Source organism: Amycolatopsis sp. NPDC051716 (assembly GCF_040681595.1).
GTDB lineage: Bacteria > Actinomycetota > Actinomycetes > Mycobacteriales > Pseudonocardiaceae > Amycolatopsis.
On sequence record NZ_JBFAZA010000047.1, the window covers coordinates 19,226 to 41,971 of the forward strand.

Here is a 22,746-nt window from a genome sequence, read left to right on the forward strand (position 1 = left end):
CTCGCCGGTGCGGCCGGTCGCTACTGTTCGGCGCGCCCCCGATTCCGCCGGTAGCGAAGGAAAAGACTGTTGAGTGTGATCGACATCGGCCAGTCCGTCATCCTGGGAGTCGTCGAGGGGCTGACCGAGTTCCTGCCGGTCTCCTCGACCGGGCACCTGAAGATCGCCGAGGGATTTCTCGGTATCCCGGTGGACGATCGCGCGGTGGTGGGCTTCACCGCGGTGATCCAGGTGGGTGCCATCGCGGCGGTGCTGGTCTATTTCTTCCGGGACATCATCCGGTTCGCCGCGGCGTGGGGCCGCGGGCTGGTGCGGCCGGAGGCGCGGCAGGAGCACGACTACAAGTTCGCGTGGTGGGTCATCTTCGCCACGGTGCCGATCGTCGTCGCGGGTCTGCTGTTCCAGCCGCTGATCAAGGGACCGCTGGCCTCCTTGTGGGTGGTCGCCGGATCGCTGATCGCCGGCAGCGCCGTCATGTGGGCCGCCGACCGCTTCGGCACGGGAAAACGCAGCGAGGCCGAAACGACCTTGCCGGACGCGATGCTGGTCGGTTCCTCGCAGATCCTTGCACTCCTGTTCCCGGGTTTCTCCCGGTCCGGGGCCACTATTTCGACCGGGCTGCTGCGGGGGCTGGACCGCGTCGCGGCGACGCGGTTGTCGTTCTTCCTGTCCATTCCGGCGCTGACCGGCGCCGGTGTGTACGAGCTGAAGGACGCGGTCGGTGGTGGGGTGGACGTGCTGCCGTTGCTCGTCGGAACGGTGGTCTCGTTCGTCGTCGCCTACGCGTCGATCGCGTGGCTGCTGAAGTTCGTGGCCGGGCACACGTTCACGGCTTTCGTGGTCTACCGGGTCGTGGTCGGTGTCGCTTTGCTGGGCTTGCTGGTCACCGGCGTCCTCAACCCCTGACCCGGACGAGTGCACGGGCCGCGCGCGCCGGCGCCCCGGCCGCAGCGTTGGGGGCCTGCGCGTGGCGCTCGGGCTGGCCGCGCTCGTGCAGAGCGGCCTCGGGCCGGCCGAACTGCCGGGCGCGGACGTCGGCCACGCGGGGCACGGCGGACTCGCGGCTGCCGTGCACCGGGCAGGTGGCGCCTGACCGGGTGGGCTCCCACGTCCTCGTGGTCGCGGGGGTCGCCCTGCTCTTCGCGGTGCGCAGGCAGCACCGGCCCGCGCCCCATTCCGCCGACCGCCTGCCCACCCCCGGCGACGCGATGTTTTCGTATTGCTCGGCGTTCGATCAGCCGGATTCCATTCTGAGCACCTTATGGCGCCGGATATCGGAAACCGGGTTGGCGGCTGCCGGCCTCAGCAGGTGATCGTGGCGTTCGCCCAGTCGGCGTGATCGTTGGTGTTGCCGTCGCCGGCGTCGGTCACCGACAGTTCCAGCACCTGGACGCCGGCCAGCTGCGCGGACAGCGCGTGTGCCTTGTCTCCGGGGTGCATGATGCCCGTCGCGGCGAGTTCCTTGCCGTCACCGAGGATGCGGAACCCCACGCTGCCACCGGAGTTCTCGTCGTCCATCCCGACCAGGGCGCCGACGGACGTGCAGGATGCGCCGACGTAGACCCGCACGCTCGAGGGGGCGTGGGCACCGATGCCGTCGTCGTAGCCGACCCCGGCGATGGTGATCCGGTGGCCGTCACCAGGCTGGCTCTCGCCGTTGCTCGTGCCGCGTTCGGCCGGGCCCCAGCCGTTGTCGGACGACATCCACGGGGCCTTCGACAACGCCGTCGTGCCTGACGGCGGGCGGGAGACGAGTGGTGACGTGCCTTCCGAGCCCAAGGCGCGCCTGCCCCACGTGGTGGAGTAGTCGGCTTTGGCCGCCAGCCTGACGCGCTCGCCACCCGGCGCCACCGGCTTGAACGTGATCTGCTGCTGCCACGACGTTCCCGGGGGTACGGCCGGAACCGTGAACGTGCCGGGGCCGTCGAGCTGCCAGCCGACGGGCGTCGCGACGGTGGCCCGGAGCTGGGTGATCGGCGTGCTGCCGTCGTTGGTGACCTGAAGGGTGGTGGTCAGCGGGCGGTCGGCGGGCACGTAGTCCGGCGCCGGCAGGGCCAGCGTCGTCATCGGCGCGGCCGACGGGTGCGTCGACGGCCAGATCCGGAAGACGGACGAGTCGTGGGACGCGACGGCGTCGCGGAGGGTGCCCGCGGTTTCGGTTTCCGTGCCGGTCCAGAGGTCGCGGACGCGGAAGGTGCCGCCCTCGAGACCGAGTTCCGCCGCCGTGGTGCTGATGGTCGTGCTCGCCGGCCCACGGTTGAAGAGCACCACCGCGGCCGATCCATCGGACATCGGCTTCGCCCAGACCTCGGTGTCGCCGTCGTCGCGGAGCTTGTGGCCCTGCGTGCCGGCCCAGTCCTGGTCCAGCGCGATGACGTCGTTGTTTTCGAGGATCGCCTTGGTGGCGGGCGACATCGCGGGCAGGTCGTTCCCGGCCAGCAGCGGCGCGTTCAGGAGCGCCCACAGCGCGAAGTGCGACCGGTACTCGGTGTCGGTCATGCCGCCGTTGCCGACTTCGAGCATGTCCGGGTCGTTCCAGCCGCCGGGGCCCGCGAACTTTTCCAGGCCGACCTGCTGGTCGAGGATGCCGGTCATGCTGCCCCAGTTGTCGCTGATGTCGCCGGTGGTGCGCCACAGCTGCGCACCGGCGTCGCGCCCCCAGGTCCACGGCTTGTTCTCGCCCCATTCGCAGAGGGCGTAGATCATCGGGCGGCCGGTCTTCTTGATCGCGTCGCCCATCTTCGTGTAGCGCTCGACCGCAGGCCGGCCCTGGTTGTTGCAATTGTCGTACTTGAGGTAGTCGACGCCCCAATCGGCGAAGGACTGCGCGTCCGCCTCCTCGTGGTCGAGCGCGCCGGGCATGGTCTTCTGGCACGTCTGTGTGCCGGCGCTGGTGTAGATGCCGAGCTTCAGGCCGAGGCCGTGTACGTAGTCGGCGAGGGTCTTGATGCCGTGTGGGAAGCGTTCGTGGCTGGGTTCGAGCTTGCCCTCGGCCGTGCGATTCTGTTCCGCCCAGCAGTCGTCGATGTTGATGTACTGGTAGCCCGCGTCCTTCATGCCGGACGACACCAGTGCGTCGGCGGCACCGCGGACGAGGTCCTCGTTGATGGCGCAGCCGAACCTGTTCCAGCTGTTCCAGCCCATCGGCGGCCGTTCGCCGACGCGCTGGGCAGCGAAGTAACCCGGCTCCGCGGCTGTGGCGGGGACGGCTTCGGCGACCGTGACCACCGAGGTGCAGGCGGCTATCGCGACGGCCATTCCAACAAGACGACGCACGAGTACCTCCAGGAGCGCGCAACTTTGCGCAGACTCACTCAACAATCAACACGACGGAGCGACAGGCGTCTACGTCCGTTAGTAGGTAATCCATTGCGTGGCCCCACGCTGCATAAGTCCCGCCGGCTCCGGAGCTGGCAGGATGTGGAGCAGGGGGTCGTGCTTGTCGGACGCGCGTTCCCTTTCCCGGCCCGAGGATTGGACGCAATGGGACGCTCGTCGGTGTTCACTTTCCAGTACATCGCCATCGACACGGAGGCTGGTGTCACGCCGGAGGAGTTCGAGACGTTCGTGCGTGGTGAGGGCGTTCACCTGCCCTTGTACCCGGGGTGGCGGTGGACTCTGCTGCGCGGGTTGCGCGGGGAGCGGACCGGGCAGTACCTGATGTTGTACGAGATCGACAGCGCCGAGCAGCGCGACCGCTACGTCACGGCCCGGGGTGAGCAGACCGAGCTGGCCCGGCTGTTTTGGGCGCAGCACCCGGAGGCGGAGGCGGTGCTGGCGCGATGGCGGCGGCTGGGGACGTTCGGTGAGCTGCCGACGTTGTTCACCGACTACCGGCTGCTGGCCGACAATCCGCGGAGCACGGTCACGCCCGGCCCGCGCTACCGCGACCGCCCGGGGGAGGAGCCCGTCGCCCGGGTCGTCGGGATCCACAACCTGGCGTTGCGCGCCGGTGTGACCGAGGAGGTGTTCGACCGCTTCATCGCCGAGAACCACCACCGGATCGAGGACTACCCGGACTGGCGGTTCCACGTGCTCAAGGGCGAGCGGGGCAACCGCCTCGACCAGTACGTGATGATGATGGAGATCGCGAGCCTGGAGGCGCTGGACGTCTTTTACCCCGAGCCCGACATCGCCACCGGCGAGGCCGCGAAGTTCGCGGCGGCCCACCGCGACACCAAGCAGATGTACGAGGAGTGGAAGCAGCTGGCTTCGTTCTCGGGCTCGCCGCAGATCTACACGGACTACCTCGCCGTCGCGGAGAACCCGGCGTAGACCGGGACGGGTCGGGATCAGGTGGTGGGTGCGGAGCCAGTCGCGCACGGCGGCTGATTTCGGCGCGTGGGTGGCCGTTGGCACGGCGGGCGATGTCGACGGCGTAGGTCTGTGGGCGGCGTCGTGCTCCTCGATGTCGTAGGCCCCGTCGGTGATCGCCTCGATCGCATCGACGTCGGCGGCACCGATGCGCGGCCGGGTCACCGGCTCGATCCCGCCGGGCAGCAACAACGCGGGCGTGGCCAGCTCTGGGGACAGGCTCGAGACCGATGTTGCGTTAGTCGGTGAATCCGCCTGCGATGAAGTGCCTGTACCTGGTGACCCGCAGGAGATAGCCACAACTCGCCGCTCGACGGCCGGACCTGGGTCGTCGGCCGACGGCATATCCTCATTGCACGGCGGGTTGGCATGGGTGGCAGCTGCCGGGATGATGGACGGGCTGGATGCGCCGACCATCCCGGGGGAGTGGCAGCCTGTGCGAGTGTGTGTTGTCGGGGCGGGACCTGGGGGAATCGTCACCGCCAAGGTGTTGTTGGAGCACGGTTTCGACGTCACGGTCTTTGACAAACACCAGCGGGTCGGCGGGATCTGGTCGCCGGGTGGCTGCTACGACGGGCTGGCCAACCAGTCCGCACTCCGCATCTTCGAGTTCGCGGATCTGCCCAACCGCCTGCACTTCGCCGGCGCCGTGGATACCCAGCGCTATTTGGAGGACTACGCCGGGACCTTCGGTGTGATGGATCGCCTCCGACCGGGCACCGAGGTGATCTCCATCCGGCCGGTGGACGGGCCCGGGCGGGTGGGCGCCTCCGGCTGGTCGGTCGACTCCCGGGCCGCCGGGGAGGAGGCGGCGCAGGTTCGTCGCGAAACGTTCGACTACGTCGTGGTCGCCAGCGGGGCCCATCATCACGTCCGGCTGCCCGACCTGCCCGGACGTGAGTTGTTCGGCGGAACCGTGCTGCACTCCAACGAGGTGCGGGCCGGGACGTTCGCCGGCCGGCGGGTGGTCGTCGTGGGCGGAGGCAAGTCCGCACTGGACCTGGTCACCCGCGCCGGGCGCGAGGCAGCCTCGGCCACGATCGTGCAGCGCAAGGTGAACTGGATGGTCCCCGAACGGCTCCTGCTCGGTCTGGTCGGCTACAAGTGGATCCTGTTCACCCGGTTCGGTGAGGCGCTGCTGCCTCGTTACCACGACCCGGCCTGCGTCCGCCCCATCGACCGCGTCAACGACCGGGTCAAGCGAGCCCTGTGGTGGCTCATCACCCGCGACATGCTGATTTCCACGGGGCTGCACCGGCTGCCGAAGGAGCTGTGGCCCGCTCACCCGCTTCCCTTCCACCTGGCACACGCCGGAGTGATGCCACGCGGCTACGCACGGGCCGTCCGTCGCGGCCTGATCGCCGCCAAGGTCAGCGCTGTCGAGGCGTATACCGACAAGGGGCTTCGCCTGGCGACCGGCGAGGAAGTGGCGGCGGATGTCATCGTGTTCGCCACCGGCCACCACAAAATCTTCCCGTTCTTGGATCCGGACGTGCAGGTGCACGATCCCGCCGGGCGGATACGCCTCTACCGGGGCATCGTGCCACCCGGCGCCGACCGGCTGGGATTCGTCGGATTCCGGCAGGTCTTCAACAACATCATGGGCGTGGAACTCACCGCGCACTGGCTGGCCCGTTACTTCCGGTCGACACTGCGCACGGCCCCGAGTGAGCAGGAGATGCAGCAGGGCGTCGACGCTCGCCTGACCTGGCAGGAGCGGGTGCTTCCGGGCTCCGGCGGCTACGACTTCGGCCCCTACGACATCCACTGCGCGGACGAACTCATGCACGACATGGGTCTACCGTCTCGCCGCGCCGGCAACCTGTTGGCCGAGTACCTGCTTCCCGGCGGACTCGCACACCGCTACGCGGGCCTGATCAGCTCGAATTCCACGACTCGGAAGCAGGACACGTCACGGAACACCTAGTAGGGCAGGCGAGGCGAGCGTGGTCACCGCGGCAGGCGAACTCGATCTTGCCGTCACCGCGCAGCTCGCCGATGGACTGCGCCGACACCCGCCGGCGCTGATCTGCGACATGTCGGCGATCAGGTTCTGTGCCGCACGGGTCATCGATCCTGATCGCCACTGCCGGTGACGCGGCCGTGGCACGGGTGCCTTTCGCCGTGGCCGGCCGCTCACGAGCCCTGCGGCGGCCGATCGCCGCACTTCATCTGGAACAGGTTCTACCTGTTCACCGCGGGGTCTCCGAGACGGCCCCACACGAGCTTGCGCACACCGCATCGACCAGCATCAGGCCACGGCCACCCCGCGGTCCGGAACTCGCAGCAGCAGTTCGCCGGCCCCGCAATCGGCGACGCCTCGGCCGGCGTCTCCTGGGCGCCCCGGGTATGGAGTGGGGCCGGTGCCGGTCTCGACGATGATGTTGCCGCTGAAGGTGAGCCGGTTGCCCGTTCCCGGTGAAGGATGTCCCGGTGCCATCGGAGTCTGGCCGGGCGCTGGTTGTTCGTGGGTCAGGACGTTGTTCACGGATGTGTAAGAACCGCGGCTTGATCACCGCGCGGGCCGAAGAGGTGGAGTAGCTCGACGGAGTCGGTGGCGGCGGGCCCGAACCAGTGGGGTTCCACCGTGTCGAACTCGGCGACTTCGCCGGGGGTCAAGGTGAACTCGCGTTCCCCGATGATGACGCGGACCGTGCCGGCGAGGACGTAGAGCCATTCGTAGCCCTCGTGGGTGACGAGTTCTGGTTCCCGGCGTGCCAGGACTTGCTTGAAGACCTGGATGCGGCCGGGGTACTGAGTGAGTGGGACGACGATGCTGCCCTGGCCGTGACGGTGTGGCTTGAGATGGACGCGTGGATCCCCGGTCGCCGGCGGGGCGACGAGCTGGTCGAGCGCGACGTGGTGGACGCGGGCGAGGGGTATCAGCAGATCGAGCGTGGGCCGGCGCTTGCCTGACTCCAGCCGCGAGAGGGTGCTGACCGAAATCCCGGTCTCCGCCGCGACCGTCTCGAGGGACAGGCGTCGAGACTGGCGGATCGCGCGCAGGCGAGGCGCGATCCCGTTGAGGATCTCTTCGGTTTCGGCGTCCATGCCGCGGAGTCTGCACCATGCCGGCACCGTCTTTTGCGGTTTCCGCAAAGATGCTGGGGAACCGTGCCGGGTCGTGTGCAGGCTGTCCTTGACCTTGCCGCCGACCCCGGGGAGCTATCTCTTGACCACGACCTCTGCGCCCACGTCTCCGGTGCTGACCGCTGCCCGGCGTTGGGCGATCTTGGTGATCTGTGCCTCCAGCCTGTTTCTGGTCGGGCTTGACACCACCATCGTCAACGTCGCCCTGCCTCGGATCGGTCACGGTCTCGCGGTGGGAACCCGGGCCCTGGAGTGGGTCGTCGACGCTTACACCATCGTGTTCGCGAGCTTGCTGATCACCTCCGGGGCCCTGGCCGATCGGTTCGGTCGCCGTCGGATCTTCCAGCTCGGTCTGGTGGGCTTCGGGCTCGCGTCGGTGGCGTGCGCGGCGGCCCCTTCGGTGGGTGCCCTGATCGCCGCGAGGGCCGCCCAGGGCGTGGCGGCGTCGATGCTCAGCCCGGTGGCGCTGGCCATCGTCGTGAACGCGACGCCTGACCCCCGCGAGCGGGCCCGTGCGATCGGCGTGTGGGCCTCGGTGTTCGGCCTGAGCATGGCCGCCGGCCCGGTGGCGGGAGGAGCCCTGCTGGCCGGGTTTGATTGGCGATCGGTGTTCTGGATCAACGTCCCGCTGGTGACGGCCGCCGTGGTGCTCGTGGCGAAATTCGTCCCGGAGTCGCGCGGCGGCCACGCACGGCGCCTCGACCCGGCCGGCCAGGTGCTGCTGGCGGGGCTCCTCGCACTGGTCGTGGGTTTGCTCATCGAGGCCCCTGCGCTGGGTGGGACCTCCCCGATCATTCTCGGCGGATACGCGGGTATCGCGGCGATTTCGCTCGCCTTCGCGTGGGTCGAGCTGCGCAGGCCGGCGCCCCTGATCGAGCTGAGGTTGTTCAGGCGCCCGCCCTTCGCCGCGGCGGTGCTGGGCGCGGTCGCCGTGTTCGTCGCCTTGTCGGTGACCGTGCTGTTCACGACGTTCTCCCTTCAGGAAGGTCGCGGCTGGACACCGCTGGCCGCGGGTACGGCGGTTCTTCCGCTGGCGGTCGGTGCGACCGTGTGCGCCCCGCTGTCGGGCATCTTGACCGGCCGGTTGGGGCCACGTGTCCCCCTTGTCCTTGCCGGAGTGTTCATCGCCGCCGGGGGTGGCGTGCTGTGGGCGGCCCTGACACTGAGCACGATCACCGCGGTGCTCCTGGCGGCTTACCTGCTCCTGGGCATCGGGGTCGGTTTCGCCAACGCACCGATCACCAACACGGCCGTCAGCGGACTGCCACCAGAACGTGCCGGCGTTGCCGGCGGCATCACCTCCACGGCACGCCAGGTCGGCTCGGCCGTCGGCATTGCCATCGCCGGCGGACTGGTCGCCGGCGCGCGATCCGAAGCGTTCACGCGAGCGATCTACCCCGGATGGCTCGTGGCGGCCTGCGGGCTGTCCCTGCTCCTCGTCGCAGTAGCTTCTCGTCCCCGAGACGCGTCGCCATCCAGCTGAGTGGTGTTGGTCAGCGGGCTCCGAGAAACACACGCCAGCAACCGCCTCCGCCCCGACACCGCCGCGATACTCCGCTGGGCCATGCCAGGCCGCACACTTGGTTCGGCTGCGAGGCTGCGGCGAGAGTAGTTACCTCATTGCGTGAAGACCACGAAGAACCCGCTCCATGAAGTCGACACTGGGACGATCGCCGGGGGCCAGCTGCGTGTCTTGGACAGCTACCAGGCCACGGTCGGCGAGGTCGGACACCAGGACGCGTGCGACGCCCAGGGGAATTCGTCGATACGCGGCGATTTCCGCGACCGATTGCGATGAGCGGCACAGGAGGCAGATCGCGGCCTCTTCGCGAGAGCAGCCGTGCTCCGGAGCACGGCCTCGCTCGGTTGCCGCAATGAGCGTTTCGACGGGCAGCGTGCGCGTGGGCCGCGTACGTCCATGGGTGCGGAAGTACGGACGGACAAGATCGGCCGTGTCCAGCTCGAGCCCTAACGCCGGCTCCACATCGGCTCCTCACCGCAATTATCGACTGTCGGAAATGTTTGTCGGTCAACCAATCTTCAGCAATCGTCCGAACGGGTAAATAACTGGTAACAGTCGGTGGCTTCGCTGCGCGACATCCAGAAAGCTGCGCCATCTGATCGACGGACGGCGGCACAGTCGCCTCAGCTTGACCGGTCGCGGTGTCGCTTCCGATACCGGGAACGGGGCGACGGCTTCGCGATCCCGCCAGATCGGCGAGGTGCTCAGCCGGCACGCGGGGCCACGAGGGTCGGAACCGCTGGCTTTTGTGCTGTAGGCGCCGTCGCCGTCGCCCGGACAGGCGGAATTCCAAGATCGCGTGGAGCCAGGCGCAGAGTCATGCTAGGTGGTAGGGCGGGCGGCGATTCTGGTCACCGGGCGTACGGCTGGCGCTCATAGCCGGCTTTGAGCGCAGGCATCTGCTCTACCTGATCTTCCTCCGGTTGGTGGGTCTGCTGCCCGCGGGGCTGCGGCTGCACCGGTTGGTCACCCCAGCCATGATCCTGTGCCGGCACCGGCGCCTGGTCACCGCGAAGTGGACCTACCCACACCGAGCCGGCCGTCCGCCCGTCGACGAGGCACTCACCGAGTTGATCGAACAAATGGCCATCGAGAACCACCACGGGCGGTACAAGAGGATCCAGGGTGAGTTGCTCAAGCTTGGACACCGGATCGGTTCCTCGACGATCCGGCGGATCCTGAAGCGGGCGCGCATACCTCCCGCGCCGGACCGGCACACCGACACGTCCTCGCGCAGTTCCTGCGCACGCAGGCTTCGACGATGCTGGCGCGCGGCTTCTTCCCCGTCGACTGTGCGCTCACACTCAAGCGGATCTACGTGTTCTTCGTGCTGGAGGTCGGCAGCCGTTACGTCCATGTCCTGGGCACGACCACGAACCCGGACGGTGGATGGACCACCCAGCAGATCCGCAACCTGGTCATGGAGCTCGGTGATCGAGCGGACGGGTACAGATTTCCTATCCGCGACCGGGCCGGCCAGTTCGCGGCCTCCTTCGATGCCGTCCTGGCCGACGTGGGCATCGAGACGGTGCGGATTCCTCCGCGTTGCCCCACGGGCGAACGGCTACGCCGAGCGGTTCGTGCTCACGGCTGGAACGGAGCTCACCGACCGTGTGTTGATCCTGGGTGAGCAGCATCTGCGGACCGTGCTCGCCGAGTACGTGCAGCACTACAACGGTCGGCGGCCGCGCCGCTCTCGCGAGCTTCGCCCACCCTGGCCGGCCCGCCCTGCGGCAGGGCTCAACTCTCAGCGGATCAAGCGACAGCGGCTTCTCGGAGGCCAATGTCGGTTAAGGGTGCAAGCCTCGGTTCTCGACCGCGTCCGAGATCTTCTACATTCGAACAACTCGGTCAAGGGTTTTCCGCTTCGAACTCGCGAACCGCGGCCTCGGCTTCTCGCGATCCCGGTCGCAGATGTGTATGGGCTTCGCCTTGCTCATGGCCTTTCTGTAGCCATTCCATGAACTCGCGACGACGTTCCTCGTCGGGCATCCGCTGCCTCAGCCACCCGGATTTTTCGAGTTCCTGTTTGTTCCCGTCACTGATTCGCTGCCGCCGGGGCATGTCGTTCTCCTCGGCGTCGCCGTACTTCTCCTCGTAGTAGTCCTTGTCCCGTGGGCCACCGGACATGGCCATCGCGGACGTGCCCGCGGTGATTCCGAGTTCGCCGGCGACTACGGCCGGGACTGTGTCGGCCGCGACGATTACCAGCTGACCTTGCGACGTCGCGAGCAGCACGCCCGAGCCGGGAGATGGCGGGCCGCTCAGCGGCGTGCCGCCACGCGGACCACCACCGGCAGTTCGCATGATCAGGAATAGGAGGGCATCGACCTCGAGTTCGGCCACGGCGCGGGCGAATTCGTGGCCTGCCGCGTTGATCTGTCCTTGTGTGGTGGCGTTGCGCGCGTCTGCGAAATTGATCAAATGGTTGGCAGCGCGGAATAGTGCCGCTCCGATGAAGACGGCGGTCAGTCCAAGGGCGATGTCGGCCGCCCAGCCGACCGGGGTCAACTGCGAGGCGATGAACACCGCTGCGAACGAGATGACCGCGGCGACCAACGCCTCCGGTGTCAGCACGCTGAGAATCTTTTCGCGAACCGCCGCGTTGATGTCAGCGGCGTGGAAAGCTGCCACCAGCCGTTCGGTTGGCGTCATCGCGGCGATCTGTTCGTCGGACAATTCCGGCGGTTGCCTAGCCGGCGCCTGGAGCCTCGGTGCTTGGCTGCTGGCCGAGCCCACCGTGGACGCGCGTGGAGCGCCGGGCCTCGTTAGCTCGGCGATCTGCGAGCCAGGGCCGACCGCCGAATTGCTCCTCGCCCCGACGTGCATGTAGTTGACCTGCTCGTCGGTCAGTTCGGCGAGTCTGCTCAGGATGTCCGGCCTGTTGAAACCGTTCAGCAGTTCAGCCGCGGTCTTGAAGTCTCCGGTCTCCTTCGCTGTCCGCAGGGCGGAGCGATAGCGCTCATCGAGTGACGGTCCGGAGCTGAGCGGCGCTCGTTGCACCGCAATGAGATGGCTCACGGCTCGGTTCCCGGCAGACGTCTGCAGTCTACCGATTGCAATGGGGTTCACATGTGCTCTAGCGACTCTGGCAGCGGTTTCGGGTGATTTACCACGCCGCGTCACGTCAACCTTGGGGCTCAGAGGCGTGACGTACGTGTCGTGCTGATGCGCCGGCATAGATCCCCCGTAGGCAGGTCTGCTCTCCACTTCAGCACTGCTCCAAGGTCATGGCAACCGTCCCGCTCATCGTCTGCCCCAACGGGCAGTCTCGTTCACCCTGACGGGGCCGCCGGCAGGACTTCTAGTTCGCTGCGGACGTTCGTGGATTCTTACCGCACTTATGGGTCGATTCGTGATCAATGACGGTGTGAAGGGGACGCGCTGGTGAAACTAAGGCATGTCTCGTAACCGGTGTAGTGGTTGGCGGGGCAAGTTGTGCTGCAGCTGCGCGGTCAGCGGATTGGTGGCCCCGATTTGTGGTTGGACGGGATTGACCGGAGGGCGTGATCGGTCCGGTTCGGGTCGATGCCTGCTACCGACGGCCCAAGCAGCGCCCCGCTTCGGTGGCATCCGGCCCGGTCATCCGCGTTGTCGGCGAGCACGCGAGGCGGCCCACTCGCGCAGGCGCTCGGCGATCTCGATCTCGTAGCCGTTGTGGGCGGGCTGGTAGTAGGTTTCGCGGTCCATGTCGGCGGGGAAGTAGTCGGCGCCGGAGAAGCCGTCGGCGGTGTCGGGGTCGTATTGGGAGTTCTTGCCGTAGCCGAGGTCTTTCATCAGCCGGGTCGGGGCGTTGAGGATGTGGGCGGGCGGCATGAGCGAGCCGGTGCGCCGGGCGGCGCGGTGGGCCGCGTCGAAGCCGCGGTAGACGGCGATGGATTTCGGGGCGGTGGCGAGGTAGACGACGGCGAACATCACGCGGCGGCCCAGGTTTCAGTCGTCCAGGACGACGACGTGCTTGCCCGGCGTGGTGCCGGACTCGACGTCGGCCTGGGCATCTCGGACCTGTTCCAGGCCGTGGTAGGCCTTCGCGATCGGGACGGTGAGGCGCCCTGCGGCGATGGCCTGGAGCTGGTGGGCGAAGACGTCGGCCGGGAGGTCGGCGGCCTGACCGCCGTAGGACGTCAGCCGCACCCCGGTGGGGATCATGAACGGGGATCGTCCACTGGCCCGCCAGGGCTCCGGTGAAGCAGACGGTGCCGTCCCGGCGGACCGTACGGAGGGTGTCGGCGAGGACCGAGCAGCCCACCAGCTCCAGTGCGGCGTCGACACCCTCCGGTATCAGCGCCCTCACCTGGTCGGCGATCGCGCCGTTGTCGACGAGAGGGTGGTCGACGCCCGCGGCCCGCAGTTCCCCGGCCCTCTGCGGGCTGCGGGTGGTGGACAGCACGGTGGCTCCGAGGTCCTTCGCGATCGTGGCCGCGCTCAGCCCGACCGTGGAGGTGCCGCCGCGGATCAGCAGCGTCTGCCCCGCTTGCAGGCCGAGGCCGGTGGCGAGGGAGCCGTACGCGGTCTGGAACATCTCCGGCAGCGCGCCGACGACGTCCCACGGCAAGCCGGTCTCGAACGGGATGACCTGCTCCGCGGGCACAGTCACGTACTGGGCGTACGCGCCGTCGTAGGAGCGGCCCATGCCGCCCATCATCGTGGCCACCTGCTGTCCCGGCCGCAGTCCGCTGCTCTCGTCGGCCTCATCGACCACGCCGGCGCACTCGATGCCGGGGACGCGCGGGTAGGTGACCTCCGCATCCGACTCGCCCTTGCGGGTGCTGACCTCGGATTCGTTGACGCCGAACGCTTTTACCTTGATCCGCACCCAGCCGGGCTTGCGTGCGGGTACCGGCACATCCTTGATCTCCAGTGCGTCGAGGCCGCCGGGCCGGGTGACGACGACGGCTCGCATCGTCACCGGTGCGGCGTCGCCGGCTGCTGTCGGTGGGTTCATGCCGAACTCCTTGTCGCGTGTTCAGGGGCGGTCGATGTTCGCCCACGAATCGAGGGCCGCCTGGTAGTGGGCGTCGGCCTCGAAGGGCGGGTGGCCGACGCTTTCCGCGGTGGGCCGGTCGGTGACGGCGGGCCACAGACGAGTCTGCTCGCCGGTGGCGAAGTCGAGCACGATGTCGCGGATACGCGTGTCACGCTCGGCTTGGTCGGGGCTGCGGCCCGGCTGTTCCTGGCCGACCAGGGCGTACATCTCGGTGCCGTGCACGGCGGGCGCGCCCTCGGCGGGCCCGATCGCGAGGAGGTGGGCGTTGCCGCCCGCAGCGGCGTGAGTCAGGGCGGCGCGGGCGGCGGGGAGCCCGAAGATGTAGTCGGTCAGAAGCGCGGCACGGACCTCGGCCGGGGTGCGGCCGCCCTGGTCGTAGGCATCGACGATCTTCTTCGCGCGGGAGCGGGGGATGCGCCAGCCCGCGACTTCGTCGGTGATGCGGTCGACGGTGTGCGGGTCGAACCGGTCGAGGTCGTTGGCCACCCACCAGCCCATGTCGTCGCTGGCGAAGCTCAGGAGTACGTCGATGTCCCGGTGCGAGCCCGAGGCCAGGACGTCCATGGGGTGGGCGTGCAGCACGGCGCCGGGCCGGCCGGTGTCCAGGACGACGCCGAGGCTCTGGCAGTCCATCCCGCCGCGGGCTCCGAGGTCGGTCGGGGTGACCTTGTGCAGGGCGGTCACCAGGGAGGCGGTGTCGAGGTCGATCAGCTTCTCGGGGTTGTCCGCGACACCGAGTTCGGTGACGAACCGGTGCGCGAGTTCCTCGGCCCACCAGGCGGGCTGGAGACGGGAGGGTCCGGCGGAGAACCCGGCGAGCCGCCGGTACAGCCCGTCCGCGGAGGACGCGCCGAGCAGCCCGAAGGTGGAGTAGGCGCCGGCGCTGTGGCCGTAGACGGTGACCTGGCCGGGGTCGCCGCCGAAGGAGGCGATGTTCTGCTTGATCCAGGTGAGCGCGGCGATGATGTCCTGCAGGCAGAGGTTGCTGGCCTCGGCGAGCCGGCCGCCGTACTGCGAGAGTGAGACCGCGCCGAGTGCGCCGAGCCGGTAGTTGACCGACACGCTCACCACCCGCCCCGAGGCCGCAAGACCGGCGGCGTTCGAGGTGGTCTGCGTGTTCGCGCCGAACTCGAAACCGCCGCCGTGGACGTACACGGCCACCGGGAGCGCTTTCCCGGCCGGCTTCGCGGGAGCCCAGACGTTCAGGTTCAGGCAGTCTTCGCCGGTCCCGCTGTCGGCTTCGAGCCAGTCGCCGGTGTCGGGCTGGACGGGGGCGACGCCCTTGCGGTCATAGGGGCGGTCCGGGTCGAAGTCCGCGAGCACGGGGCGGCGGTACCGCTCGGCGGTGGCGTACGGGATTCCCCACCAGGACCGCACCCCTGGTGCGGTCGGGGCCGTGGGTGTGGTGGCGGTCATGATGAGTCCTTCCGGCGCGGTTGCTTGTTCTCGATCATTTCCCGGGATTCGGCAAATGGCCCTGCCGGCAGCGGTCATCTGGTGGTCACCAGGTGACACTTTTCCCTGCCCCTCGTCGTCCCGTACCCCGAGTTCGGCGGGTTCACCTGTTCGAGTTGTCGATCTCTGTGGACGACCTGCCCTGTTCTCCGGCGAACAGGGCCCGCGAAGCCCTTCAGGTCCTGCCCATGCCGCACCAGAGCAAATCGATCAGCGCGGCGGTCTGCGCGCGCCAGTCCTCGCCGGGGCCGAGGTAGCGCAGCCCGGCCAACCCCCGCAGGACCGTCTCCGGGGTCAGGCCGTCGCGGACGGTCCCGGCGTCGACGTTCGCCGTCAGGAGAGTCGAGACCGCGCCGACCATCGCGTGGTACGCGCTCGCGGGCAAGTTCCCCGTGGGCGGACGTCTCGACGCGCAGGGCGTCGGCCAGGCCGCGCTTGGTCATCAGGTAGTGCGCGAGATGGTCGGTGGTCCAGACCCGGAACGAAGCTTGTGCCGCTGACCTTTGCGGTTCCTGGCCGAGATTTCCCGAGTCTCGGGTGTGCTAACCGGTGCCGGCCCGCATGCGCGTGTAGTTCTTCACCTTCTCGAGCGCGAAAACGGTCGATTTGGAGTTCGGCGATATGACGGATACGGCTTCGGCGAACTTCACCAACGTGCCGGGGTGGTGTACGATGCACGCTTTCGCAATGGCGGCGATGTGCGGTCGGGTTATCGGTATCTCTTCGACGCCGAGGTCGATCCCCAGAGATTCCGTGAGCATCTCGATGGCGAGGTTGCGCCCGGCGAGTTCGCGGAGCTCGGGCACTCTTTCCAGTGCGTCGACGACTTCGCCGAGGTCGTCGGCTTGCGATATCGGACCCGGCGAGGCCGGCACCTTGAGCATAGCCCTGGCTTGATCGGTCGTCGGGCCGTCCGACCCCGTCACCATGTCGATCACGTCCAACAGCCGGATGAGAGCGCCCGGCTGCTTGTGACAGGCCAGGACGAGGGCGAAGAGATGCGGCCGCGCTGTCGAATGCTCGGCGACGGCGACGCTGCAATCCGGATCGTCGTTGAGGACCTGGATGGTGAGACGTCGCCCGTCGGCTTCGCGGAGGACTGCGAACTGAGTTAGGTGGTCGACGAATTTGCCGAGGTGGTGGTGGAATTGCTGGCCACTGGGTAGCGAGAGATCCCCGTTCGGATCAGGTTGTGTTCCGGTATCGGACCGCGCTGTTGTCGAGGCGCCAGGGCCTTCGGTAGCCGACCGCGGGTGAACCCGGTCGTCGTGAGCGTCCTGCCACAGCCGCTCAAACGAATCGAGGATTGCTTCTTCGTCGCGAATGCGCCCCAGCCCGATGAACGCATCGACGACCCAGAGCATCACGTTCCGGTTCGGCAGTTCGCCGGTGATCAGCGCCTTGTGGCACGTGGTTGTCGAGAACGGGCGGCTGCTGTCTTCCTCTGTCCAATTCCGGGCGATCCAGCCGGCGACCTGCATGACGCTGGGATACCCGGCTTTCGCATGCAGCCGGTGCAACGCGGTCTTCAGCGCTCGGACCGGGCCGGGAGGCAGGTCCGGCTGGTGCCAAGCGCGCCCCATGGCGTCTCCTCTCACGGCATCACGCAACGTAACTCATCATAAACCGAGTTACTGATGATCAATTCGCGCGAGCTGGGACCGATGGGCTCGCACACCTGGTTTCGGCCTGGGATCACACCGTTTCTGAGCCGCCTCAGATGAGCGTAACGAGATGTCATCGACGGTAAAACCGCCGTTGACCTGCTGAGATAGTGGATTCCATCGGTAGCGGAAGCCCTCGTTGGTTCGTGTTGGGAGCGGAAATGGACAGACCACGTGTGCACCGGTCGCAGAGCGGTCGAGCGGTGGACTCGGCCGGCTGGAGGCAGCTGGCTCGGCTTGTCGAGCTGGCCTTCGCCGGCGACCGCGAGTCGTTCGTGCGGATGCTTCTGCTCTTGGTCGTCGTCGCTTCGATCGGCTTGGCGGCGATCGGGTTGCTAGGTTCGACGCTTGTCGGCGGTGTCGGCGGGGGAACGGTGCTGCTGAGTGCGTTTCGCCGTCGACACGGCGATGGCGGCGCGTGATCGCGACCGGCTGGGATTGGCTCACTGCTCGACGCGCATTCCCCGGCGGAATCACCAGGGGCGCGACCGCCGCGGCGACGAAGATGGCCGCCTCCGCCGCTAGGGTCGTGGTGGTCGCCGAGGTGAAGGCTCGTCGGCCGCGACTAACGGGATCAGCAGGGTTCCGGAGATCGCGAAATCAGCCGCGACGCCGATCTGCAGGACGGTGTTGATCGCCCCCGGTGTCGGGCCGTGTCCCGCTCCGGCACCTTGGCCGACACGATTTCGTCCAGCATGCTGGATGCCGAAGTCAGCCCGATCCCGTACATCAGCGCGTCCGGGATGATCTCCCAGGTGGTCAGTGCGGGCCCGCAGCGGTGCACCGCTCGTCGGTCAGGACGCGGCTGCTCGCCTTGTCCGCGATTATGCCGTGGAACTGTCGTCTTCGCGGCCGACGACACACCACGCCGGTGATGCGCGCGGCGCGGCCTGCCTCCGACAGCTGCTCCCCGGGCCTCCGAAGGCCAGCGACGAAGACGGCGCGGACGGGGCCCTAATGACTACTGAACGAGCCAGCTGTTCTTGGGCGGTCAGTGCGTACGTGGCGGACACGCCTGGCCGAACCGGTGCTGGGCCGGTGTGAGCGCCGCACGAGCATTGCGCTGGCGACGATCATGGCCCCGGCCAACTGTTGGTAGGCGCGTGTTGGAGCCATCAACCGCCAGTAGCCGATCTGATCACCTACTTACGGGACAGGACAGTGGCATGATGACCCTGTCTCGTTGGGTGCCCGTGTGCGCTCGCCTCCCGAGTAACTCGGCTGTCGCCGCCAAGATGGTCTCTGCGTCGGCACGACTCTAGGAGAAGCCCTTGGTCGTGCTGTCGTTGTGGTGGGCGGCGTGGGCCATGCTTTTGCCATCCCAGTCGGTCACGGCCCAGTGCTGGTCCCGGTTTTGCTGGTCCGCGGTAGTAGCCAGCGAAGCCTCGTAGGCGGGTGGCGGCAGCAATGTGGCTTGCAGCTTGAGGCGCACGACAACGTCGTCCGCCTGATCCCGCTGCAACGCGCGGCGACGGATGAGGTGACGGCGCGGTCGGTGAGAACTCAGCTGTGGGTGCGCGCGCGAAGGTTCGAGCCCGTTCGCCGCGAGCATCAGTAGGAGCGAGGGGACGGCCACCACCTCTCTCGTCAGGCGAAACTCACTCATGTGGGTGAGGTTGAACTGAGATGCGCACTGTTCACGAGTTCAGCAGCTGGAAGCCCTCGGCGAAGACGCTGTGGTGCTTTGACGTGTCTGTCCGAGCGCCTGGACGAATACCTCCTTCGCCTGTTGGTCAGACGCGCCTGGGTCGAGCTCGACTGCGACCTGAGTGCTCGGTGTCCGAATTTGGACACGCGTTGGCTGCTTACGAGGACGCAACCTAGCCACGACCGCCATGGCTAGAGACCCCAGAGCGGTCAGGGCGCTGACTGACATGGCCACGACGGCCCACACCAATGCGTTCATCTCATGCCGCCGTTCCTACCGCGATGGTGGTCCCCACTACTGTCGCCGAAAAGAAGATCAAAGACAAGCTGGTCATAGCTGAGTGTGATGGTCCGACAGCTATGAGGTACAAAATCGTGTCAGCTGCGAAGGCGGCAATGACGGCAAACCCGGCGAATATCCACATTAGGTTGGCTACTATCCCGTCGGTGGACCTCCGTCGGCTGGAGGCAAAGAGTTCGCCCGTCGCGCCTGCGGCGATGACCGCTCCGACGATCAGAAGTTCACCACTTCCCAGCATCTTGTCGAGGTTGAGCCCCTCGGGTGATACCGAGTCCCTGAACGCTGCGATGATCACCGGCAGGAGGCCGAAGATGACTCCGAAGAGCACCCAGACCACGACGCGGACCAGCTTCACCTTCCACGCCGGCATTTCCTCCATCTCAAGCTCCTCAGCTGTGTTGACTCCCGTCTGCTTGCGTGGTCCTATATCGCCATCTCGCGACCCCGTGTTGCAACTTCCCTCCTGCGAATTTCGGTTTTAGAGGAACTTCGTCATAAGGTCACAAGCTCGCGTCGGATTCGAAAGGATCTCCTGCTGCCCGTAACGGTGCAGCCGACGAGGTTGGGCGCGACGTCAACTGGGCCTGTCGATCGACCAGGCTTCACTCTCGATGAAAGCGCCCATCGAGTGGACGAATCTGGCTTAGTGGACAAAAACAGGACACCGCGAAATCCCGTGCTCACCTGTGAGTACCGGAAACGCTGTCATGGGTGCTGGCCAGCCGGTTCGCGGAGTGTGGGCGGCGGTTGATGGACTGGCGATACCGTGCCTCATGATCACGTTCTGTCGTCATGAGGTTCCTGTATCTGCTGGTTGTGCGAGTATTCGGGTGGCTGGTTCTGGCGGCCCGGATGGTGAGGTCGGCGGACGGGTGATCGGGAGATGCGAGTGGTCGTCATCGTCGGGCCTGGAGGAATGCGCGGATGATCTTGACGGCGAAGGAGTGCAGACGGGGAAGCCGGCCATCGGTGACGCCAAGGAATCGAAAGCCGACTTGGACCGCCGCTCGTCACCCGCCATGCCCGCACCCTACTGCCGGGTAACCATTGGGAACCGCCCGCTCACGAGTGCAGGGAGACGTCGACGAGCTGGCATGTAAGCCGGATCCTGTTTCCCGGTCGCCTTGCGGCTCGCGGGGCGGCGGCCATCCACCTCGGCCTGCCGTCGCCGGCAGGCTCCAGCGGCCTACCCGCAGGCTCGGACGGGCCGTCCTCGAACGCCTGCGCAGGAGCCCGGGGGCTCCCTCTTGGCCTTGCTCCGGGCGGGGTTTACCTAGCGATGGCGTGCACCGCCCGTTATGCCGCGACGGCTACGTGATCGGGTCGACCATGAGGTGAATTATTCGAATGTAGCTGCGCATTCGTGGGTCGCTGAATCTGTATGCACCTTTGGCGGCTCTGCGAAGAATTGTCGATCCGTCGTTCGAGACCAGTTTACGCAGAGGGCCGGTCGGGTCGAAATCTTTCGGAAACTTGTGGCGCAGCTGGGAAATCGTGAATTCGAGATCGTCCAGGGAGGCTGCCGTCGTCAGTACCTTGCGGTACACCTCCGTCTGCGCGCGGACGCTCGCGTTGTATGTGGTCCGCAAGGAGCCCTCCGCGTCCTCCACCGCCGTCGACATTGCCAACGGCAAGTCCGACCGCTCAATGCGGCGGCGCCCGGTTCTGATGGCGTTCTCGGCGGATTTCAACGCCAGCAGGTGCGTGAAGTGGGGGTAGCCGGCGCTGAGTCGGACGATCGCTTCCGCCACTTCATCCTCGAAAACTAGCCGCAGCGCCCGGGCGCGGTCCGCGATGATGTCGTGGAGGCTATCCGTTGTCATCAGCTGTAGCTCGGTCTCGCGGAGAGATCGCTGGACTGACGTGTGCGCGCCGGTTAAGTCGGCGGCCGTCTCCGCTATACCGACCAAAAGCAGCTTAAACCCTGATCCCTGAGCACCTTTATCAGCTCGGCCGTCTTGCGCCGGGCCACGGGGTCTCCGACGACGTCCAGCTCGTCGATCAGCATGAAGCCGGTCAGGCCGGCAAGGTGTCGAGCTGCGTCGGAGGCGCCCAGCACGCCGCCGGGCCGATACGTAGCGGACTGTGCGACCTGTCGATCCCGGCCGGCGGTCAACGTTTCGAGCGCAGCCAGCTTGGTCTTGCGGGTCGTGCTCTCCTGACGCATGTATTCGACTTGGAGCACGTCCACCCGCGCGGAAGAGGTGGGGGAGTTGCTGCAGCTGTCGCCGCGGACGCTGAAGGACCAGACCGCCGCTGGGGTGCTGCCGCATCACCGGTTCGGGAAGCACTACCGGTTCACCTGTGGCGATGTTGCCGAGATCGTGCGGCTGAGTGCGGCGCCGGTGAAGCCGCTACGGCGGCGGGTGCCGCTGGCGGAGCTTGCCGAGGATTTCCGTGCCGCGTGAGGCGGGCGGAGTAACAGAGAAGAGGAGTAAGGATGGCCTACGGCCAGGAAGAGACCGGGTCCGGTGAGTGGCGGGCGCGCTACAAACGGCCCGATGGGACGTGGGGGAGCAAGTCGGGGTTCCCGACGGAGAAGGCCGCCGAGGACTGGGGGCTGAAGCAGGAAGCCTTGATCCGGCGGAACCTGTGGCTGGACCCGCGCGATGGCGAGACCCGATTCGGTGACTTCGCCGAGGAGTGCCTGGGGGCTATCGAGCCGCGGCTGGAGCTGAACACGATCGCGAAGTACCGGTCGTTTCTCGACAACCAGCTGTTGCCGCAGTGGCGGGCGTGGCCGTTGATCGCGATCTTCAACGGTTATGTCGAGATCGAGCGGTGGCTCTCGGAGTTGCACGAGGATTACGCCGAGTCGTCGATGTCGTCGTATTTCGCGTTGTTCTCCACCGTCCTCAACGCTGCTGTCCGTGCCCGGATGATCCCGGCCGACCCGTGCAACGGCGTCCGCGTGTCCAACGGCGAGTTCGACACCGAGCGGCTGGTGGCCACCCCGGCCCAGGTATTGAGGGCCGCGATGCGGCTCTACGAGATGGGCCTGGGGAGGTCGGGGTTCGTGTTGTGCCTGATGGATGTCTACACCGGCGCCCCTTGGGGTGAACTTGTCGGGCAGCAGCGGCATGAGTACGACGCCGAGAAGCGCGGCATCGAGATCCGGACGCCGCTGAAGGAGGTGGGCGGGAAGGTCTACAAAGGAGGCCGGAAGAGTGATGGGAACTCCAGGCCGAAGAAGGGGCGGACCAAGACGCCTGCGGGCACGAGGTTCGTCGCGTTGCCCCCCCGGGGATTGCGGTGCTGTACGAGGAGTTGATGGACAGCCACCGGGAGCCGTTCGTGCTGTGTACTCCGGAGGGGCATCCGTGGCGGCGGTCGAACTTCCGCATCCGGTTCTGGCGGCCGGCATGGGACGGCGTCGAACTCGACGACCCTGGAGCAGGGAGCGGCGCCCGCCGATTTTGCCGACGTTCACGTTCTACGAAGGCCGCCACACTCACAGCACCTGGCTGACCGAGGACGGAGTCCCGGAGGTCGCGCGCCGGGCTCGGGCTGGGGCAGAAGATGAAGGGCATCGCGCGGGTCTACGACCACGTGACCCCGGCGATGGTGAACCAGATCCGGGACGTCCTGGAGGAGCGCTGGCTGCGGTCCCTGGCGTCCCCGTACCCGGGCGAGCGGGCGAAGCTGATGTCCTGGTTCCCCCACCTGCGGTCCCGGCGGGGCCTGGAACCCGGCCCGGGGCCCATCGCCATCTGACGAGGAGAAGCCCCGCCCCTCCGGGGAGGGACAGGGCTTCTGACCTGCGAAA

At 67.4% G+C, this 22,746-nt stretch carries 24 protein-coding genes and 3 pseudogenes; 11 read left to right on the forward strand and 16 right to left on the reverse strand.

All coding sequences use genetic code 11. The annotated features are described in order from the left end of the window. Positions 1–75 precede the first annotated feature (75 nt). Both AB0M30_RS41765 and AB0M30_RS41770 read left to right on the forward strand, forming a co-directional pair. A complete protein-coding gene (locus AB0M30_RS41765) occupies positions 76–906 on the forward strand; it encodes an undecaprenyl-diphosphate phosphatase (protein WP_364596547.1) in 831 nt (276 codons plus the stop codon). A 61-nt stretch (positions 907–967) separates the two neighbouring features. Next, complete coding sequence (locus AB0M30_RS41770; protein ID WP_364596426.1) at positions 968–1,093, forward strand: hypothetical protein; 126 nt, start codon at positions 968–970, stop codon at positions 1,091–1,093. 209 nt (positions 1,094–1,302) lie between these two features. Here AB0M30_RS41770 and AB0M30_RS41775 read toward each other — a convergent pair whose 3' ends face one another. Further along, a complete protein-coding gene (locus AB0M30_RS41775; RefSeq protein ID WP_364596429.1) occupies positions 1,303–3,258 on the reverse strand; it encodes an NPCBM/NEW2 domain-containing protein in 1,956 nt (651 codons plus the stop codon). Positions 3,259–3,483: 225 nt separating this feature from the next. On the opposite strand from AB0M30_RS41775, the gene AB0M30_RS41780 reads away from it, so the two are divergent. The 3 genes from AB0M30_RS41780 to AB0M30_RS41790 all read left to right on the forward strand — a co-directional run bounded on the left by AB0M30_RS41780 (position 3,484) and on the right by AB0M30_RS41790 (position 6,410). Continuing rightward, positions 3,484–4,275, forward strand: coding sequence for a hypothetical protein (locus tag AB0M30_RS41780; protein ID WP_364596432.1), 792 nt, complete (start codon positions 3,484–3,486; stop codon positions 4,273–4,275). A gap of 151 nt (positions 4,276–4,426) precedes the next feature. Further along, the gene (locus AB0M30_RS41785) at positions 4,427–6,241 is read left to right on the forward strand and encodes an FAD-dependent oxidoreductase (RefSeq protein ID WP_364596435.1); all 1,815 of its coding nucleotides are present in this window, start codon (positions 4,427–4,429) and stop codon (positions 6,239–6,241) included. A 19-nt stretch (positions 6,242–6,260) separates the two neighbouring features. Next, on the forward strand, positions 6,261–6,410 hold the full coding sequence (locus AB0M30_RS41790) for a hypothetical protein (RefSeq protein ID WP_364596438.1): 150 nt from the start codon (positions 6,261–6,263) through the stop codon (positions 6,408–6,410). A gap of 388 nt (positions 6,411–6,798) precedes the next feature. On the opposite strand, the gene AB0M30_RS41795 is transcribed toward AB0M30_RS41790, so the two are convergent. After that, on the reverse strand, positions 6,799–7,365 hold the full coding sequence (locus AB0M30_RS41795; protein ID WP_364596440.1) for a helix-turn-helix domain-containing protein: 567 nt from the start codon (positions 7,363–7,365) through the stop codon (positions 6,799–6,801). Positions 7,366–7,486: 121 nt separating this feature from the next. On the opposite strand from AB0M30_RS41795, the gene AB0M30_RS41800 reads away from it, so the two are divergent. Beyond that, positions 7,487–8,887 (forward strand): MFS transporter, encoded by a 1,401-nt coding sequence (locus tag AB0M30_RS41800; RefSeq protein WP_364596443.1) that lies wholly within the window; start codon positions 7,487–7,489, stop codon positions 8,885–8,887. Positions 8,888–9,016: 129 nt separating this feature from the next. Here the strand turns inward: AB0M30_RS41800 and AB0M30_RS41805 are convergent, their stop codons facing one another. Together AB0M30_RS41805 and AB0M30_RS41810 are read right to left on the reverse strand one after the other, a co-directional pair. Continuing rightward, complete coding sequence (locus AB0M30_RS41805) at positions 9,017–9,388, reverse strand: DUF742 domain-containing protein (protein WP_364596446.1); 372 nt, start codon at positions 9,386–9,388, stop codon at positions 9,017–9,019. Between the two features lie 389 nt (positions 9,389–9,777). Then, the gene (locus tag AB0M30_RS41810) at positions 9,778–10,074 is read right to left on the reverse strand and encodes a hypothetical protein (protein WP_364596449.1); all 297 of its coding nucleotides are present in this window, start codon (positions 10,072–10,074) and stop codon (positions 9,778–9,780) included. A gap of 113 nt (positions 10,075–10,187) precedes the next feature. On the opposite strand from AB0M30_RS41810, the gene AB0M30_RS41815 reads away from it, so the two are divergent. Together AB0M30_RS41815 and AB0M30_RS41820 are read left to right on the forward strand one after the other, a co-directional pair. Continuing rightward, positions 10,188–10,556, forward strand: coding sequence for a hypothetical protein (locus AB0M30_RS41815; RefSeq protein ID WP_364596452.1), 369 nt, complete (start codon positions 10,188–10,190; stop codon positions 10,554–10,556). After that, entirely contained in the window at positions 10,507–10,890 is a 384-nt protein-coding gene (locus AB0M30_RS41820; protein ID WP_364596455.1) for a hypothetical protein, read from the forward strand. Before AB0M30_RS41815 ends, AB0M30_RS41820 begins: the two co-directional genes overlap by 50 nt. On the opposite strand, the gene AB0M30_RS41825 is transcribed toward AB0M30_RS41820, so the two are convergent. The 7 genes and pseudogenes from AB0M30_RS41825 to AB0M30_RS41855 all read right to left on the reverse strand — a co-directional run bounded on the left by AB0M30_RS41825 (position 10,778) and on the right by AB0M30_RS41855 (position 16,951). Further along, a complete protein-coding gene (locus AB0M30_RS41825) occupies positions 10,778–11,947 on the reverse strand; it encodes a hypothetical protein (protein WP_364596458.1) in 1,170 nt (389 codons plus the stop codon). The two genes, AB0M30_RS41820 and AB0M30_RS41825, sit on opposite strands and share 113 nt — an antisense overlap. A 561-nt stretch (positions 11,948–12,508) precedes the next feature. After that, on the reverse strand, positions 12,509–12,841 hold the full coding sequence (locus AB0M30_RS41830) for a hypothetical protein (protein ID WP_364596550.1): 333 nt from the start codon (positions 12,839–12,841) through the stop codon (positions 12,509–12,511). Positions 12,842–12,859: 18 nt separating this feature from the next. Continuing rightward, complete coding sequence (locus AB0M30_RS41835; RefSeq protein ID WP_364596461.1) at positions 12,860–13,075, reverse strand: zinc-binding dehydrogenase; 216 nt, start codon at positions 13,073–13,075, stop codon at positions 12,860–12,862. 52 nt (positions 13,076–13,127) lie between these two features. Beyond that, positions 13,128–13,871, reverse strand: a pseudogene (locus AB0M30_RS41840) (alcohol dehydrogenase catalytic domain-containing protein); the annotation flags it as partial. A 21-nt stretch (positions 13,872–13,892) separates the two neighbouring features. Continuing rightward, positions 13,893–15,407, reverse strand: a complete 1,515-nt coding sequence (locus AB0M30_RS41845; protein ID WP_364596464.1) for a carboxylesterase family protein — start codon at positions 15,405–15,407, stop codon at positions 13,893–13,895. Positions 15,408–15,543: 136 nt separating this feature from the next. After that, positions 15,544–15,853 (reverse strand): annotated as a pseudogene (locus AB0M30_RS41850) (TetR/AcrR family transcriptional regulator); the annotation flags it as partial. Positions 15,854–15,910: 57 nt separating this feature from the next. Then, positions 15,911–16,951, reverse strand: coding sequence for a hypothetical protein (locus AB0M30_RS41855; protein WP_364596467.1), 1,041 nt, complete (start codon positions 16,949–16,951; stop codon positions 15,911–15,913). Positions 16,952–17,235: 284 nt separating this feature from the next. On the opposite strand from AB0M30_RS41855, the gene AB0M30_RS41860 reads away from it, so the two are divergent. Beyond that, positions 17,236–17,454: a hypothetical protein gene (locus tag AB0M30_RS41860; protein ID WP_364596469.1), complete on the forward strand. Its 219-nt coding sequence runs from the start codon at positions 17,236–17,238 to the stop codon at positions 17,452–17,454. 836 nt (positions 17,455–18,290) lie between these two features. Here AB0M30_RS41860 and AB0M30_RS41865 read toward each other — a convergent pair. The 5 genes from AB0M30_RS41865 to AB0M30_RS41885 all read right to left on the reverse strand — a co-directional run bounded on the left by AB0M30_RS41865 (position 18,291) and on the right by AB0M30_RS41885 (position 21,171). Continuing rightward, on the reverse strand, positions 18,291–18,638 hold the full coding sequence (locus AB0M30_RS41865) for a hypothetical protein (protein ID WP_364596472.1): 348 nt from the start codon (positions 18,636–18,638) through the stop codon (positions 18,291–18,293). Positions 18,639–18,677: 39 nt separating this feature from the next. Then, the gene (locus AB0M30_RS41870) at positions 18,678–18,938 is read right to left on the reverse strand and encodes a hypothetical protein (protein ID WP_364596475.1); all 261 of its coding nucleotides are present in this window, start codon (positions 18,936–18,938) and stop codon (positions 18,678–18,680) included. A gap of 1 nt (position 18,939) precedes the next feature. Continuing rightward, positions 18,940–19,359, reverse strand: a complete 420-nt coding sequence (locus AB0M30_RS41875; RefSeq protein WP_364596478.1) for a hypothetical protein — start codon at positions 19,357–19,359, stop codon at positions 18,940–18,942. Between the two features lie 931 nt (positions 19,360–20,290). After that, positions 20,291–20,803, reverse strand: coding sequence for a hypothetical protein (locus AB0M30_RS41880; protein WP_364596481.1), 513 nt, complete (start codon positions 20,801–20,803; stop codon positions 20,291–20,293). A 74-nt stretch (positions 20,804–20,877) separates the two neighbouring features. After that, positions 20,878–21,171, reverse strand: a complete 294-nt coding sequence (locus tag AB0M30_RS41885; protein WP_364596555.1) for a hypothetical protein — start codon at positions 21,169–21,171, stop codon at positions 20,878–20,880. Here AB0M30_RS41885 and AB0M30_RS41890 point away from each other — a divergent pair. Continuing rightward, entirely contained in the window at positions 21,146–21,388 is a 243-nt protein-coding gene (locus AB0M30_RS41890; protein WP_364596484.1) for a helix-turn-helix domain-containing protein, read from the forward strand. The two genes, AB0M30_RS41885 and AB0M30_RS41890, sit on opposite strands and share 26 nt — an antisense overlap. A 152-nt stretch (positions 21,389–21,540) precedes the next feature. Next, positions 21,541–22,694 (forward strand): annotated as a pseudogene (locus tag AB0M30_RS41895) (integrase). Positions 22,695–22,746 lie beyond the last annotated feature (52 nt).

Excerpts from the sequence above, each read along its gene's own strand:
- AB0M30_RS41835 (WP_364596461.1), bottom strand. The coding sequence starts at position 13,075 with ATGATCCCCACCGGGGTGCGGCTGACGTCCTACGGCGGTCAGGCCGCC.
- AB0M30_RS41855 (WP_364596467.1), bottom strand. The coding sequence starts at position 16,951 with ATGGGGCGCGCTTGGCACCAGCCGGACCTGCCTCCCGGCCCGGTCCGA.
- AB0M30_RS41870 (WP_364596475.1), bottom strand. The coding sequence starts at position 18,938 with ATGAACGCATTGGTGTGGGCCGTCGTGGCCATGTCAGTCAGCGCCCTG.
- AB0M30_RS41780 (WP_364596432.1), top strand. The coding sequence starts at position 3,484 with ATGGGACGCTCGTCGGTGTTCACTTTCCAGTACATCGCCATCGACACG.
- AB0M30_RS41875 (WP_364596478.1), bottom strand. The coding sequence starts at position 19,359 with ATGGAGGAAATGCCGGCGTGGAAGGTGAAGCTGGTCCGCGTCGTGGTC.
- AB0M30_RS41775 (WP_364596429.1), bottom strand. The coding sequence starts at position 3,258 with ATGGCCGTCGCGATAGCCGCCTGCACCTCGGTGGTCACGGTCGCCGAA.
- AB0M30_RS41830 (WP_364596550.1), bottom strand. The coding sequence starts at position 12,841 with ATGTTCGCCGTCGTCTACCTCGCCACCGCCCCGAAATCCATCGCCGTC.
- AB0M30_RS41845 (WP_364596464.1), bottom strand. The coding sequence starts at position 15,407 with ATGACCGCTGCCGGCAGGGCCATTTGCCGAATCCCGGGAAATGATCGA.
- AB0M30_RS41795 (WP_364596440.1), bottom strand. The coding sequence starts at position 7,365 with ATGGACGCCGAAACCGAAGAGATCCTCAACGGGATCGCGCCTCGCCTG.
- AB0M30_RS41880 (WP_364596481.1), bottom strand. The coding sequence starts at position 20,803 with ATGACAACGGATAGCCTCCACGACATCATCGCGGACCGCGCCCGGGCG.
- AB0M30_RS41815 (WP_364596452.1), top strand. The coding sequence starts at position 10,188 with ATGCTGGCGCGCGGCTTCTTCCCCGTCGACTGTGCGCTCACACTCAAG.
- AB0M30_RS41865 (WP_364596472.1), bottom strand. The coding sequence starts at position 18,638 with ATGAGTGAGTTTCGCCTGACGAGAGAGGTGGTGGCCGTCCCCTCGCTC.
- AB0M30_RS41890 (WP_364596484.1), top strand. The coding sequence starts at position 21,146 with ATGTATTCGACTTGGAGCACGTCCACCCGCGCGGAAGAGGTGGGGGAG.